Annotated in this window: 6 protein-coding genes; all 6 read left to right on the forward strand. The window is 62.6% G+C overall.

All coding sequences use genetic code 11. The features are described 5' to 3' along the window. The first annotated feature begins 149 nt into the window (after positions 1 to 149). The 6 genes from KI243_RS13815 (at position 150) to KI243_RS13840 (ending at position 15965) form a co-directional block, all read left to right on the forward strand. Complete coding sequence (locus KI243_RS13815; protein ID WP_177109258.1) at positions 150 to 1856, forward strand: ShlB/FhaC/HecB family hemolysin secretion/activation protein; 1707 nt, start codon at positions 150 to 152, stop codon at positions 1854 to 1856. A 33-nt stretch (positions 1857 to 1889) separates the two neighbouring features. Beyond that, the gene (locus tag KI243_RS13820) at positions 1890 to 13142 is read left to right on the forward strand and encodes a hemagglutinin repeat-containing protein (protein WP_212811005.1); all 11253 of its coding nucleotides are present in this window, start codon (positions 1890 to 1892) and stop codon (positions 13140 to 13142) included. Continuing rightward, positions 13139 to 13906 (forward strand): hypothetical protein, encoded by a 768-nt coding sequence (locus KI243_RS13825; RefSeq protein ID WP_177107118.1) that lies wholly within the window; start codon positions 13139 to 13141, stop codon positions 13904 to 13906. The genes KI243_RS13820 and KI243_RS13825 overlap by 4 nt, the downstream gene beginning before the upstream one ends. A 335-nt stretch (positions 13907 to 14241) precedes the next feature. Continuing rightward, the gene (locus tag KI243_RS13830; protein ID WP_177107119.1) at positions 14242 to 14907 is read left to right on the forward strand and encodes a CsgG/HfaB family protein; all 666 of its coding nucleotides are present in this window, start codon (positions 14242 to 14244) and stop codon (positions 14905 to 14907) included. Between the two features lie 30 nt (positions 14908 to 14937). Continuing rightward, a complete protein-coding gene (locus tag KI243_RS13835; RefSeq protein ID WP_177082089.1) occupies positions 14938 to 15306 on the forward strand; it encodes a DUF4810 domain-containing protein in 369 nt (122 codons plus the stop codon). After that, positions 15303 to 15965, forward strand: a complete 663-nt coding sequence (locus KI243_RS13840; RefSeq protein WP_177082090.1) for a DUF799 domain-containing protein — start codon at positions 15303 to 15305, stop codon at positions 15963 to 15965. The genes KI243_RS13835 and KI243_RS13840 overlap by 4 nt, the downstream gene beginning before the upstream one ends. Positions 15966 to 16172: the final 207 nt, after the last annotated feature.

Consider the following 16172-nt stretch of genomic DNA (forward strand, 5'->3'; position numbering starts at 1 on the left):
GCCAGAAAGCATCCGTTTCGACTGGAACGGATGCTTTTTCATGTCCGTATCGAGACTGAAATAAATAGCTACATTTGTTGACGCCATAGAGTCGTCTCTCTACCATCGCGCCATTATTTTGATATCAGCTGTATTTCGAGGGATCGATCATGTCTCCACTCGCCTTCGGGACGAGGCTGTGCGCTGCGTTGCTGTGTGTTTCTGCCCTGAATACCGCTCATGCTGCTGATAACCCCGGGGTCACCGACCTGATCCGCGATCGTCAGGACCGCCTCCTCGAAGAACAGCGCCGCCGTCTCGAAGAGCTCAAGGACCTGCCCGGCAAAGCCGCGGCCCCCGTGGCGCCGACGACTCCGGTCGACACCCGCTGCTTCCCGATCAAGACCATCGAACTCAAGGGCGCCGACTCGCTGTCCGAGGGCGAGCGCGAACGTCTGTTAAAGCCTTACATCGGCCAGTGCCTGGGTGTGCCGCAGCTCAACGAGTTGCTCAAGGTCATCACCGACCACTATATCGAGAAAGGCCTGGTCACCAGTCGTGCCTATCTGCCGCAGCAGGACCTGTCCAGCGGCAACCTCAAGGTGCTGGTGGTCGAAGGTCGGCTCGAAGGCTTGAAGGGGGACGAGGGCAGTGGTATTTCCGACCGCCAGTTGGCAATGACTTTTCCGGGCAAGCCGGGGGATCTGCTGAACCTGCGGGAAATCGAGCAGATGGTCGACCAGTTGAATCGACTGCCGTCGAACCAGGCGCAGATGGAGCTGGCCCCGGGCAAGGAGGTCGGCGGCAGCGAAGTGCTGGTCAAGAACACTCCGCAGAAACCCTGGCGGGTCGGGCTGGCCCGGCACAACGACGGCCAGCGCAGCACCGGCGAACAGCAGTGGGGCACCAGCCTCGACTGGGACAGCCCCCTGGGATTGGCCGATCAGCTGTCCCTGCGCGGCGGCCATGATGCCCTCAGCGATCACCAGAAAACCTCGCGCAACGCGATGCTGTATTACAACCTGCCGTTCGGCTGGTGGAACCTCAGCTACACCTACAGCGAGAGCGAATACCGCTCGCTGGCCAAGGCCAGTGGCTTCGATTTCAAGCAGACTGGCGACAGCCAGAACCATCAGTTGAAACTGGAGCGGGTCATCTACCGCGATGCCCTGAGCAAGACTTCACTCAATACCGGCGTGTCCTACCTGCGCACCAACAACTTTATCGAAGACAGCAAGCTGGATGTCAGCAGCAACCGCATCAGCGAAGCCCAGTTCGGCATCAACCACGGTCGGCGGATCGGCGGGGCGTTCGTCAACGTCGATCTGGGCATGCAGGACGGCATCGGTGCGTTCGATGCCCAGGGCAACCACGACCCGAAACCGGGCCAGGCCGATGCCCGCTACCGCAAATACACCGCGACGCTGAGCTACCTGCAGCCATTCAAGCTGTGGGGCGAGTCCTTCAGCTTCAGCAGCCTGATGACCGGCCAGCGCAGCGAAGACGTGCTGTTCAGCTCGCAGCGCATGAGCCTGGGCGGACAGTCGTCGATTCGCGGCTACAAGGACCAGACCCTGTCCGGCGACAGCGGCGGTTACTGGCGCAACGACCTGCGCTGGACCCGGCCGGTGACCCTGGACTGGATGCGTCCGGTGTTCGCCGAGTATGGCACCAGCCTCGGCTACGACCAGGGCGTGATCCGTCGCGACCGCTACAACGCCGAGCAGCACGGGCGCATGACCAGCGACTCGCTGGAACTGTTTGCCCGCGGGCAACACGTGGCGGCCACCGTGACCTTTGCCCATTCCCTGGAAAGACCGGGGCCGATCACCGAGCGTGAAGCGCCGATCTACTTCCGCCTGGATTTCTTCCTTTAATTTTCCGCTGTATCTGATTCGAGATTTTCTGACATGGACGTTCGCCACTTCGCCTTCCTTGCGCGCCAACCTTCTGCTGCCCTGAAAAACCGCGGGCACTTCCTCGGACTGCCCAAGCGCGGCCTGGCGTTCCTGTTGGCGAACGTGATGTTCTGGCAGCCGCTGTGGGCCCAGGCGGACGGTATCGTGGTCAGCGCGCCGGGGACCACGCTCGGTCAGGCGGGCAATGGCGTACCCATCGTCAATATCGCCGCGCCCAACGGCAGCGGCCTGTCCCATAACCAGTTCCACGACTACAACGTCGGGGCCAACGGCGTCATCCTCAACAACGCCACGGCCCGGACCCAGTCCACACAACTGGGTGGGATCATTCTCGGCAACAGCAACCTCAACGGCCGAGCCGCCACCACCATCCTCAACGAAGTCAATGGCGGCAGCCCCAGCCAGTTGCGTGGCTACACCGAAGTGGCGGGGCAGTCGGCCCATGTGATCGTCGCCAACCCTTACGGCATCAGTTGCAGTGGCTGCGGCTTTATCAACACGCCGCAGGCGACCCTGACCACCGGTAAACCGGTGATCAGCAACGGCCAGGTGTCGGGTTATCAGGTCGACCAGGGCAGCGTCTCCATCGAAGGCGCCGGGCTCAACGCCAACAATATCGACCAGTTCGAAATCATCACCCGCTCGGCCCGGCTCAATGCCGAGATCCAGGCGAAGAACCTGGCGATCATTGCCGGCGCCAACGATGTCGATGCCAAGACCCTCAAGGCCACCGCCCGCACGGCCAATCCGGCCAATGCCCCGCAACTGGCGATCGATTCCTCGGCGCTGGGCGGCATGTACGCCGGGGCGATCAAGCTGGTGGGCACCGAAGCCGGTGTCGGGGTCAAGCTCGACGGCAAGATGGTCGCCAGTGGTGGCGATATCCAGCTCGATGCCAACGGTCATCTGAGCATGGTCGATACGGCGGCGAGCGGAGCGGTCAACCTCAAGGCCCAGAGCCTGGAGGCCAAGGGCCCGGTCTATGCTGGCACGACCCTGGAGATGCAAACCCAAGGCGACCTGACCAGCCAGAACAACCTGGTCGCCAAGGACCACATCACGCTGAGCAGCGGCGGCCAGTTAACCAACAACGGCATCATCGAAGCCGGGGTCAATCTCGATAACACCCGCAACAGCGAAGGCGACGTCAGCGTCACGGCGCAGAACCTCACCAACGCCGGCAAGACCATCCTTGCCAGCCGTGACCTGAACATCACCACCACCCAGACCCTGAACAACCAGGGCGGCACCCTGAGCGGCCAGCGGCAGACCACGGTTACTGCCGGCACCCTCGACAACCAGAACAAGGGCCGGGTACTCAGTGCCGACAGCCTGAACCTGACCGCCGACAAGGCACTGAACGGGCAGGGCGGCCTGATCAACAGCGCCAGCCAACTGACCGCCACCCTGGGGCACCTGAACAACAATGGCGGTGAAGTCTCCAGCCAGGACAGCAGCACGCTGGTGCTGGGCTCGATGGATAACCTCACCGGCCTGGTCATGGCCGAGAACATCCTCGACATCACAGCTACCGGCGCGGTGAACAATCAGGGCGGCCGCCTCGGTTCGAACCACACCTTCAGCTTCAAGGGCCAGGCCCTGGACAACACTGCCAAGGGTCGCATCACCGCCCAGCAAAAGCTGGAGCTGACCGCCACTCACCTCGACAACTCGGACGGCTCGCTGATCACCAACGGCCCGCTGACCCTGCGCGCCGACACCGTGGACAACGCCAGGGGACGTGTCTCCAGTAAGGACGACCTGACCGCTACTGTCACGACGTTCAACCAGCAGGACGGTGCCCTGCTGACCGAAGGCAACCTGAGCCTGACCGGTAGCAGCCTGGACAACCGCAATGCCGGCCTGGTCTCGGCGAAACAGCAGTTGACCCTCAACGTCGACCGCATCGATAACCGCGCCGGCGAGATTTCCAGCGTGCAGGCGGTCAACCTGGCCGGCCAGACGCTGAACAACAGCGAAGGCGGCAAGGTCCTCTCCGACACCGCGCTGGGACTCAAGGTCGCGCAGGTGATCAACCAGAGCCTGGGCCAGTTGGTCAGCCAGGGCAGCACCACGCTGACCGGCAGCAGCCTGGACAACAGCGGCGGCAAACTGAGTGCGCAGTCCGGCCTGGTGATCACCCTCGACGGTGCCCTGACCAACCAGCTCGCGGGCCTGATCAGCAGCGAAGGCACCCTGACGGCCCATGCTGGCAGCCTGGATAACTCGGGGGGCAGTTTTTCCACCGCCGGGCAACTGAAGATCACCAGCGATGGCGCCCTGGTCAACCAGGGTGGCCGACTGGTGACCGACAGCGGCATCGAGTTGCACAGCAGCCGTCTCGACAACCGCCAGGGCGGCACGATCAGCGGCCAGGAGGCGGTGTCGATCAACACCGGCGACTTCGACAACAGCCACGGTGGCTTCCTCAGCAGCGGCGATCGCCTGGACCTGACGGCCGCGCAACTGACCAACCAGAATGGCGGGCGCATCGGCGCCGCCAAGGCCCTGACCGCCAGCGTCACCGGCCTGGACCAGCAGGGCGGCCAGCTCAAGGGCGATACCTCGGTCAGCCTGGACCTCAACCACGGTCAACTGAACAACCAGGGCGGGCTGATCAACGCACCGTTGCTGGTCCTGAACAACCTCAAGGGCGTGAACAACCAGGGCGGTGAAATCTCCAGTGCCCAGGCCTTTACCCTGGCAGCCGACAGCCTGAACAACGACACCGGCAAGCTGCTGAGCAACCAGGCCTTGACCCTGCGCATCGATCAGGCGATGACCAGTCTCAAGGGCATGATCGCGGCGGCTGCGCTGGATGTGCACGCCGGCAGCCTCGACAACAGTGGCGGCACCCTGACCAGCCGGGCCGGGCTCGACCTGACCGTGGACGGCCAGCTGAGCAACCGTAACCAGGGCCTGATCAACGCCAGCAACGGCCTGAGCCTCAACAGCGCCAGCCTCGACAACCAGGGCGGCTCGCTGCTGGGCAGTGCGATTGCCATCGACTTCGGTGCTGCCACCGGTGACCTGAACAACGCCGGCGGGCATATCACCACGGCCGGCAACCTGACCGTCGCTCACCTGCGCGACCTGAACAACCAAGGCGGCGAATTCACCAGCACCCAGAGCCTGAAACTGAAGGGGCGGACCCTGGACAACAGCCACGGCGGCAAGTTGATCAGCACCAACCTGCTGGATCTGACGGCCGACAGCCTGATCAACCAGGACGGTGGCCTGCTCTCGGGCTGGGAGGGGGTGACGCTCACGGGCGGCAGCCTGGACAACCGCAACAACGGTACGGTCTCCAGTCGCAACGGCAACGTCGACGTGACCTTGGGTGGTGCGCTGCTCAACGGCAATGCCGGTGCGCTGGTCAGCCAGAAGGTCCTGACTGTCAACGCCGCCAGTCTCGATAACAGCAACCAGGGCATCCTCTCCAGCGCCCAGGGACAGACCCTGACGGTCAGCGGTTTGCTGAACAACGCCACGGGTGGTTCGATCGACAGCGGCGCGCTGCTGACGCTGAAGGCCATGGCCCTGAACAACGGCGGGACGATCAGCGCCCAGCAGGCGCTGGGGTTTACCGGCACCCATCTCGATAACAGCAATGGTGTCCTCACGGGCGCCGCTGGCGTGACCCTGGATCTGCTGGGGACGTTGACCAATACCAACGGCAAGCTGTCCGGCGTTGGCCCGCTGCTGATCCAGCGCAGCGCGCAGATCAACAACCAGGGCGGCGAGCTGTCCAGCCAGGGACTTTTGACGGTGCTGACCGGTGGCCTGGATAACAGCAACCACGGCACGCTCGGTGCCACTGATACGCTTACCCTCACGGCCACCGGCGCCGTGCAGAACGGCAATGCCGGCCTGATCGCCAGCGGTAATGGCGATCTGCAAGTGCAGGCGGCGAGCCTTGGCAATGCCAGGGGATTGTTGCAGGGCAAAGGCGCGGTCAATCTCGACGTCAGTGGCGATATCGACAATCAGAGCGGCAAGGTGATCGCCCAGGAGGGCCGGCTGTTCATCAAGGCTGCCAATCTCGATAACCGTGGCGGTGTGCTTTCCAGCGTCAGGAATGCACTGGAAACCCGCGTTGTCGGTGTCCTGAAAAACGGCTATGACCTGACCAACAATCGCCAGAACGGCAGTATCCAGGCCCAGGGCCTGAATCTCAATGCGTTCGGTGGTATCGACAACTATGGTGGGCGTATTGCCGCTCGCGCCGGGGAGGCGATGCTCACCACCACCAACCTCGACAACCGCAATGGCGGTCTCTACGCCAGCGGCCTGGTCAAGGTCAGTGCGAACAACGTCGACAACAGTGGCGACCTGGGCGGGCAGATTGCCGGGGGCCAGATCGATCTGGGCCTGGGCGGCAGCCTCAACAACCGCAAGGGCATCATCGAGAGCGACAACACCTTGTCGATCAGCGCTACCGGTCTCGACAACCAGACCGGCCAGTTGCGTGCCCTGGGCAGCAATGGCAAGACAGCGTTCCGGATCGGCGGTCTGCTCGATAACCGCAACGGTACGCTGGAAACCCGCAACTTCGACCTTGGCCTGGATGCCGGCAGTTTCCTCAACCAGGGTGGCAGCCTGCTGCACGCCGGCCTTGGCACCTTCGATATCTCCATGGCCAACCTCAGCAGCGCCGGTGGCACGCTGGTGACCCGTGGCGGCCTGACCCTCGGTGCCGACAGCTGGACCAACAGCAGCGTGATCCAGGCCGGGCGCCTGACAATCAATATCAACAACCTGTATCAGACCGGCAGCGGGCAATTGCTGGCGTCCAACAGCCTGACCGGCAACGGTGGCAACTGGACCAACGATGGCCTGATCGCCAGTGACGGCACGGTCAGCCTGAACCTGGGGGGCAGTTATGCCGGCAGTGGCCGCCTTTCCAGCCTCGGTACCCTGGGTCTGCGCGCGGCGCAGTTGAACCTGGGTGGCAACACCAGTATCGCTGGCGGTGGCGATACCACGATCAATGTCGCCGGCGTCTTGAACAACTTCGGTCGCCTGACTTCCGCCGCGAACATGAACCTCAGCGCCGGCGGTATCAACAACTACGGGACACTGGGCAGCGCCCAGCGACTGACCACCACCACGGGCGCATTGCTCAACGACCACGGTCTGGTCTTCAGTGGCGGTGACATGGGGCTGCGCGTCGATTCGTTGAACAACTTCTACGGTAACATCAACAGCCTCGGCAATCTTGCCGTTGACCGCGATGGTCTGGGCAACTGGGCAGGCAGCATCGTCAACCGTTCAGGCTCGATCCAGAGCGATGCCAGCATGAGCCTGGTGGCAGGCTCGATCCAGAATATCCGTGATGTGCTGGTGGTGAACAACGCCGGGTTGTATACCGCGAGCATCACCGAGCTGCCGTGCAACCGTCTCTATGTCGGCGACTGCAGTGGCGGTAACCGCAATGGCCTGTTCGAGGTGGTCCAGCGCAGCAAGCTGGAGGTGATGCCCGGGGCGAGTGCCGCGGCGAGCATGACTTCCGGCGCCAACCTGGTACTGCGCGGTGGCGATTTCCTGAACGCCAGCAGTACGGTCGCGGCCACCGGCAGCCTGACGGCCCAGCTCAACAACCTGGTCAACCAGGGGGTTGAAACGGGGGATACCGAGGACCGCCGTACCTATGTCACCGCCCGTCACGCGTTGGGCGGGCGCCAGCAGGAAGCGGCGACTTTCACCCAACAGTACTGGTATGAAAACCCCGGCTACAATCCCACGGGGCTTGAAGAGGCGCTGGCGCACTTCCTGGGGACGATCGAAAGCGAGGTCGGCGCGCTGCATAGCACGACGCAACTGGCGGTGGGCGATCAGTCCTATGCCGGTATCATGCAGGCCGGTGGTGCGGTGAACATCGCTACCCTGAACAACTTCGACAGCTCTGTCGTGCGACCGGGGTTCAACTATGTAGGCAGCGGTCCGCGCACCAACACCGGTTCCTCGGGCAGCAATTTCTCCACCCACGTCACGGTCAACCAGCAACTGCCGCCGAACCTGGCACAGCAGCAGGTCAACCCGGTGGCTTTGCCCGGATTTACCCTGCCCACCGGCCAGAATGGCCTGTTCCGCCTGAGCGGGCAGGGCAGTAGCACGCCGACAGCCACCGGACCGCAAAGCTGGACCCTCGGCGGAGCCAGTCTCGGCTCCGCCCAACGCCAGCCCGCCCCGGGTGACCTGGCGGCACCGAGCACGATCGACGTGGGCGCGGCGGACCGTGCCCAGGGCAGCCAGAGCACCAGCATCACGCGAGTGCAGGGCTTGCCGGATACCTCGGGTAAATCCAATCCGCAGAAGTACCTGATCGAAACCAACCCGGTACTGACCGACCTCAAACAGTTCATGAGCTCGGACTACCTGTTGTCGAATCTGGGCTATGACCCGGACACCAGCGCCAAGCGCCTGGGGGATGGTTACTACGAGCAGAAGCTGATCCAGCAGGCGGTCGTGGCCCGCACCGGGCAGCGCTTTATCGACGGGCAGACCTCGGACGAAGGCATGTTCAAGTACCTGATGAACAATGCCGTGGCCAGCAAGCAGGAACTGAACCTGCAGTTGGGCGTGACGCTGACTTCCGAGCAGGTCGCGGCGCTGACCCATGACATCGTGTGGATGGAGAATGCCACGGTCAATGGCGAGCAGGTGCTTGTGCCGGTGCTGTATCTGGCCAATGCCAACAACCGCCTGGCCGCCAACGGTGCATTGATCCAGGGCAGTGATGTGACCGTGATTGCCGGCAAGGACCTCAACAACGCCGGGACCCTGCGGGCCAGCAACAGCCTGCTGGCGGCCGCCGGCAACGACCAGGTCAACAGCGGTTTGCTGGAGGCCGGCGATCGCCTCGCCGCCCTGGCGGGCAACAACCTGACCAACAAGGCCGGTGGCATCATCGCCGGACGTGACGTCAGTATCACCGCCGTCAACGGCGACGTGATCAACGAACGTACCGTGACCAGTCACCAGAGCAGCAACGGCTACCGGACCGAGCAACGGGATTTCGTCGACAACGCCGCCCGCATCGAAGCGGCCAACAGCCTCACGGTGAGTGCAGGCCGTGATATCAACAACAGCGGCGGAGTGCTGAAAAGTGCCGGGGATACCCTGCTCAGGGCCGGACGCGACGTCAATATCAGCGCCGCCGAGCAAGTGCACGGCAACAGCCTGGGTGACCATCATCGCGACGAAACGATTACGCAGAACGGCTCAAGCGTTTCCGCCGGACGCGACCTGATGATCAGTGCCGGGCGTGACTTGAGCGTGGTCGCCAGCCAGATCGATGCCAAGCGTGACGTGGCGTTTTCGGCCGTGGGCGACCTGACCTTGTCTTCCGCCGCAGACGAGCAGCATTCATATGGCAAGACCAAGAAGGTCACCAGCCAGGAGGATCATGAACACCAGGTGGGCTCCAGCGTGACGGCCGGCGGTAACGTGCTGATGACGGCCGGCAAGGACCTGGAGCTCGTTGCGAGCAAGGTCGCCGCGGGGGGCGAGGCCTATCTGAGCGCTGGCGCCAACCTGATACTGCAGAGCGCGGCCGATGAGGACTACAGCTTCTACAGCAAGACCAAGAAAAGTTCTTCGGGCAAGAAGAGCCGCCTGGATGAGCTGGAGAGTACGACCAATATTGCCAGCTCCGTCACTGGTGGGACCAATGTCACGCTGGTTGCGGGCAATGACCTGATCGTCAAGGGCAGTGAGGTCGCGGCTGAAAAAGGGCGCGCCCAACTGACCGCTGGCAACGATGTACAGATTCTCGCAGTCACCGATTCCACCAGCGTTCGTCATGAGAGCAGCAACAGCAAAAGTGGTTGGGGTGGCCTCAAGTCCAGCAAGGTCGCTGACAAGGTCTCGGAAACCCAGACCACCGCGGTGGGCAGCCTCATCTCGGGCAATACCGTCGAGGTGAGTGCCAAGCGGGATGCGACCATCACCGGCTCGGCCCTGGTCAGCACCAAGGACCTGACTGTGCAGGCCGGTCGCGACCTGACCATCAACGCGGCGGAAAACACCTTCACCCGCGATGAGATGCACAAGGAAAAGGGACATGACTTCACCGGTATCCTGACGGCCAACAAACTGGGGATCGACGACATCACCGGCAACCAGCACTTGAACATGAGCAGCGGCAGCCATAACGGCCAGGCCACGCAAACGACCCTGACCGGCAGCACCATCGGCTCCAGTGCCGGGAATGTCAGCCTGAGTGCCGGGCGTAACCTCGGCGTGGTGGCCAGTGATCTGGTCAGCACCCGCAACATGAGCCTGACCGGTTCCAACGTGAGCATCGTCGCCGGCATGGAAAGCTCCAGCCAGAGCAGCCAGGACAAGTCCTCGAGCCTGGGCGTCGGTCGAGTGATGGGGGGGGCGGTGATCGGCACGCTGAACACGATCTACAACCTGCGTGAGTCCATCGAAGCCACCAAGAAGATCGATGACCCGCGGCTTCGGGCGGTGAAACAGGCGCAGTTGGCGATGCAGCTCAACGATATCGATCCGGCCGGCATGGCTTCGGACGTCAAGGATGCGCTCTCCAACTATGGTGACAAGAAAGGCGGCAGCGGTTCGCTGATCAAGATCGGCACGGAGCTGGCGAACACCCACAGCAGAAACAGCAGCCAGCAGGACAGCCAGACCGCCAGGCAGAGTTCGATCAATGCCGGCGGAGGCCTGACCATTATCGCCACGGGCAATGCGGCCGGAACGGCTGGTGATATCCATGTGGTCGGCAGTACCCTGAAAGCCACCAGCACGGTGCTGGACGCCAAGAACGACATCACGCTGGAAAGTGCCCAGAACACCACGGACAGTTCCAGCCATGGCAGCAACAGCCGTACCGCCATCGGCGCCAGTTTCAACCTCGGCGCCCAGAACGGCTTCACCCTCGACCTCGGCGCGCAGGTGGGCAAGAACATGGGGGACGGTCATTCGGTCACCCAGGTCAATACCACCCTGGACACCGGTTCCCTGGTGCTGCGCAGCGGCAAGGACACCACGCTGGCAGGGGCCCAGGTCAAGGCTGACAGCATCAACGCGGTGATTGGTGGCAATCTCGATATCAGCTCGCGGCAGGACACCGAGAGCCAGACCAGCAAGCAGAGCAGCGGCGGGATGGGGGCCAGTATCTGTATTCCGCCGTTCTGCTACGGGGCGACGGTCACGGGTTCGGCCAACCTGTCCGCCGGTAACACGAACAGTGACTACAAGGCCGTGACGGATCAGAGCGGCCTGTTTGCCGGCAGCGGTGGCTACAACATCTATGTCGGGCAGAACACCACCCTGCAGGGCGCGGTCATCGCCAGTGATGCCACGGCCGACAAGAACCGGCTCAGCACCGATCGCCTGATCGTCAGCGACATCAAGAACAAGAGCGAGGCCAGTAGCCAGTCGGCGGGCATTTCGCTTTCCTACAGCAGCGGCGGTGATGGTCTCGGTTTCGGCGGTACGATACCGTTGGCACTCAGTGAGTCGGATCAGAGCAAGACCCGCAGCGCGGTCAGCGAAGGGACGATCATCGTGCGCAATACCGCGGGCGCGAATGACCTGACCGGCCTCAATCGGGACACGGCCAACGCCAATGAAAAACTCGACAAGCCGGATGTAGGCGCCCTGCAGACGCGCATGGAGCTGATCCGCAGCTCGGTCGCGTTGACCCAGTCCGTGATTGGCAAGGTCGCCGAAGCCGAGAAAAAGAGTGCCGAGGATCGCGTGAAAAAAGCCACCAACGCGCAGGAACTCGCGGCGGCCAAAGACAATCTGAAAAACGTCAACGAGAGCTGGGCGACCGGCGGCGACAAGCGTGTGCTCGTCGATATCGTCAGCGGCCTGATCGGTGCGGCGCTGGGCGGGGCGGGCGGTGCCACGACCCTGGGTATCGTGGCCAATACCACGGCGGCCGATACCTACAAGCTGATCGGCGACTATGCGAGCCAGCAGCGTGACAAGGCTACCGACAGTGCCACCCGAGCGGCGTGGGACGAAGGCGGCGCGGCGCGGGTGATGCTCCATGCCCTGGCCGGCGGCGTCCAGGGGCTTGCCGGCGGGACGGTCGGCGGCAACGCACTGGGTGCTGGCGCGGCGGCGCTGACGGCCCCCCTGATTGCCGAGAAGGTGGCCCAGATGGATCTGCCGGTGGATGTGAAGAAGTCGCTGATCCTGGGGACTTCCGGCCTGGTTTCCGCGGGCGTCGGCGGTATCAACGGTGCCAGCGCCGGCATGCAGGAAGTCCAGAACAACTATCTCACCCATGAGGATATCGAGGTGCTGTCCCGGCAGTTGGCTGTCTGTGCCGCCGATAACACCGCTTGTCGCATGCGCGTGCAACTTGAGGCCAAGCGGCGAAGTGACCTCAATGATGCCGACCTCATGGCCTGTCAGGACCAGGATTGCCTGAACGCACACATCAAACAGATCGTTGAGGGTGCCAAGAATTTTGGTCAGCTGTATGCCGCTGACCAGGCCCTGGATGCCAAGGACAAGACGGCCTTTGGCGCGATCAGCGATATCGAGACCAACAGCCTGCTGATCGCGGCCAACGTGGCGGCGGGGCTATCTGGCTACAAGGAGTGGGCCGTGAACAACTGCGAGTCGATAGGCGCATCGGCCTGCCAGGGCAAGTTCACCGATGCGGTGAAAAGCGGGCAGTTCATCAACTCGAAAGGCCAGACGGGCGGCGGGATACCCGCCGCATTCGCGGGCTATGAGACCGTGCTGGGCAGTACCAAGCAACCCCATGAGTATGGTGATGTTTCGAGTGGCTGCCTGGTTTCGCTCGGCGGGTGCGGCACATTGGACCAGGAATATGAAGCCCTCAAGCGCAACGCCGGGCCTGGTGGCGACGGTACGAAGGTGGTCGGCAGTGGCGACGTGAGTGAGTTGTACCTGATGGGGCTCAAGCTCGGGTATGTTGCACACTTGACGGATAAAGACAGCAAGAGCGTGATCAACGTGACCCTGCCTGGAATGCATGCCCTGGATCCCGGTTTCGTGGTGCGCACGGTGGTGCCCACGGCGTCGGGTGGCTTCGATATCGAAACCCATGGCTGGGGCACGGGCAGCAGCCCGTTGTTCAACTCCAACAGCTGGATGGCGGGCATGGTCTGGGGCGGTAATACCAAGTTCATTGAAAAGCAGGAGTTCATGAATAACAGCCCGGTCATCAACTACCTCAAGGACACGCCGTTTTTCAACTGGGGCGGTAGTCCTCAGCCCGCGGGGGGGAAATGAGACCCAACGGCGAACTGCGCCTGTGCGCCGTGCTGGTGTGCGGCGGCCTGGTCCAGGCCCTGGTGATGTCGAGTGTCGACGCCCTGAGTCAGACCATTGCGTTCGCCATGCTGCTCTTCGGCGTTCTCGCTTCTGCTGTCGTGGGCATTCCGTTGTTGCTGCTGGGTGACCGTTATTGCCTGACCCTACGCTGGCGCCATTGGGTGAGCGGCCTGATCCAGGGCCTGGTGATCTACCTCTTCTTCGGCGGTTTTTCCGGCGCCTTGCTGAAAGTGGCGGTGGTGGGCGGGCTGGTATTGGGCATGGCGTACAGCCTGGCCATCTATTGGGTGGAGAACTGGCCGTCGAGGAACGGCTCGCCTGCGCGGCGCGGGTGGCGGTCGATCGTTGCCGTGCCGGTCGCGGGAGGCTTGACCCTGGGCACGGTGGCTGTCGTGCTGTTCTTCGGCCAGGGAGAGGTCCTGCCGGGCTTTGTCCTGTTTTTCCTGATCGGAGCACTGCTCAGCATGCTGGTGTGCTGGCCGTTGCTCTGGCTGGTGGAGCGGTTTCTCACCACGGGCTGGCGTTACGTCATCGGCGGTGGTGCCGCCGGTCTGCTGATCTGGATCATAACCGCCATGCCGTCGGTTCTGGAGGTCCGTACGCCAGCGGCCAGGCCACCGCTGTTCTGGGCGGGGATGGCGATTTTCGTCGCTATTGGCCTGGTCGCGGGAGGGCTGTACACCGTCGCCCACTGGCTCGGCAAGCGTCGGCGTGATTCTTGACGCCCAAATCCCGCCACCTTATGATAATGCTATTAAATTGATATCAAATGTATCGAGGGATTGTGCATGTGGGTTGTCACCCTCGGGATGAGGTTTCTCGCGGCCTTGCCGTGCTGTGTTCGCCCCCTTCGAAATACCTCTTTCAAATACCCGGAGCATTCGCAATCGCCCGGGCAATAACGCATTGACCCCCGCTGAATCCAGGCCCTGTCCTTGACTGCGCCCGCGCAGACAAGCCATGCCATGCGCGTGACCAGCCAATCGACTCACCCGTTTCGTAATTCCCCAAGCCCGATTTTCCAGGAGTGTGCTGCGTGAACAAATTGTCGCAGGTGATGGTGTCAGGGATGGCGGCAATCGTGCTGACATCCATCGCCGGTTGTACCACCCAGGAGACTTCCCGGGCGCTGCCGGTGCAACAGGTCGAAAGCGTCAACCGGCCTTATGCCGGTGTACGCACGCCCATTGCCGTCGGCAAGTTCGATAACCGCTCCAGCTATATGCGCGGGATTTTTTCCGATGGTGTCGACCGTCTCGGCAGCCAGGCCAAGACCATCCTGATTACCCACCTGCAGCAGACCAATCGCTTCAGCGTGCTGGACCGCGACAACATGGCGGAGATCCAGCAGGAAGCGGCCATCAAGTCTCAGGTGCAGAAGCTCAAGGGTGCCGACTATGTCGTGACTGGCGATGTCACCGAGTTCGGTCGCAAGGAGACCGGCGACCAGCAGTTGTTCGGCATCCTGGGGCGCGCCAAGACCCAGGTGGCCTACGCCAAGGTCGCCCTGAACATCGTCAATATCTCCACCTCCGAAGTGGTCTATTCCACCCAGGGCGCGGGTGAGTACGCCTTGTCGAACCGCGAGATCGTCGGCTTCGGCGGCACCGCCAGCTACGACTCGACCCTCAATGGCAAGGTCCTCGACCTGGCGATGCGCGAGGCGGTGAACAAAATGGTCGATGCCATCGACAGCGGCGCCTGGAAACCGGGCCAGCACTAATTCATTCGATAACAGGGAGTGCCAGGGGTTATGGGCAAGGTGTTCAGTTCGGTGCGGTTTGTCGCGGTAATGATGGGTGGCGCGGTGTTGGTGGGATGTGCCCAGCAACCCAAGACGCTGTATCAGTGGGAAGGCTACGAGCCTCAGGTCTACGAATATTTCAAAGGCGAATCCAAGGAAGCGCAGGTCGCGGCACTGGAGGCTGATCTGCAGAAGATCAAGTCCACCAACCGCGCCGCGCCGCCGGGTTATCACGCGCAGTTGGGCCTGCTGTATGGCAGCCTGGGCAAGGACGACCAGATGGTGCAGCAGTTCCAGACCGAGAAGGCACTGTTTCCCGAGTCGGGAACCTACATGGACTTTCTGCTGAGCAATGCACAAAAAGGAAGCAAGCCATGAACCTGCGCTTTCTGAGTGTCATGGGTGGGCTGATCATGGTGAGCCTGCTGGCCGGGTGTGCGCACCCGATCAAGAGCCTCGATTATTCCGCCTACAAGCAGGCGCGTCCGCGGACCATCCTGGTCCTGCCGCCCGTGAATGAGTCGCCGGATATCAAGGGGTCGTACAGCCTGTTGTCACAGGTGACGTTTCCGTTGGCCGAGGCAGGTTATTACGTGATGCCGGTGGCGCTGGTGGATGAAACCTTCAAGCAGAACGGCTTGAGCTCGCCTGCTGAAATCCAGAACACCTCGCCGGTCAAGCTACGCGAGATCTTCGGCGCCGATGCCGCGATGTACATCACGGTGACGCAGTACGGCACCAAGTACATGGTGCTCAGCAGCAACACCATTGTGACCGCCAATGCCAAGCTGGTGGACCTCAAGTCCGGCACCACGCTGTGGACCGGCAGCGCGACGGCATCGAGCGAAGAGGGCAACAACAATAACCAGGGCGGCCTGGTCGGCATGCTGATCACGGCGGCGGTCAAGCAGATCATCAACAGCTCCACCGACGCCGGTCACCCGATTGCCGGCCTCGCCAGTCGACGCCTGATGTCCGTGAATCACACTACCGGGCTGCTCTACGGGCCACGTTCGCCGAAATACGGTACGGACTGATAGCCTGCAAGGTTACGGTGCCGGTCGTTTCCAGGCTGGGCCGTACAAATCCATCCGGCGCTTGCGCAACGCAAGCGCCGATCAAACACGATCCATGTTCCTCGCCATCACCGTCCCGCCATTGATGCGTTGCGCCTGCCGCCTATGATTGCCGTGACGCCTGTCGGCTGATTGCCGTGATCCGACAGCCTCGCGTACTTTCATTTC

The organism is Pseudomonas sp. Ost2 (genome assembly GCF_018326065.1).
In the GTDB taxonomy this organism is placed as follows: Bacteria; Pseudomonadota; Gammaproteobacteria; order Pseudomonadales; family Pseudomonadaceae; genus Aquipseudomonas; species Aquipseudomonas gingeri.

What these genes read in the sequence shown, in the direction of transcription:
- KI243_RS13825 (WP_177107118.1), top strand. Translation starts at nt 13,139, where the DNA reads ATGAGACCCAACGGCGAACTGCGCCTGTGCGCCGTGCTGGTGTGCGGC.
- KI243_RS13835 (WP_177082089.1), top strand. Translation starts at nt 14,938, where the DNA reads ATGGGCAAGGTGTTCAGTTCGGTGCGGTTTGTCGCGGTAATGATGGGT.
- KI243_RS13820 (WP_212811005.1), top strand. Translation starts at nt 1,890, where the DNA reads ATGGACGTTCGCCACTTCGCCTTCCTTGCGCGCCAACCTTCTGCTGCC.
- KI243_RS13840 (WP_177082090.1), top strand. Translation starts at nt 15,303, where the DNA reads ATGAACCTGCGCTTTCTGAGTGTCATGGGTGGGCTGATCATGGTGAGC.
- KI243_RS13815 (WP_177109258.1), top strand. Translation starts at nt 150, where the DNA reads ATGTCTCCACTCGCCTTCGGGACGAGGCTGTGCGCTGCGTTGCTGTGT.
- KI243_RS13830 (WP_177107119.1), top strand. Translation starts at nt 14,242, where the DNA reads ATGGTGTCAGGGATGGCGGCAATCGTGCTGACATCCATCGCCGGTTGT.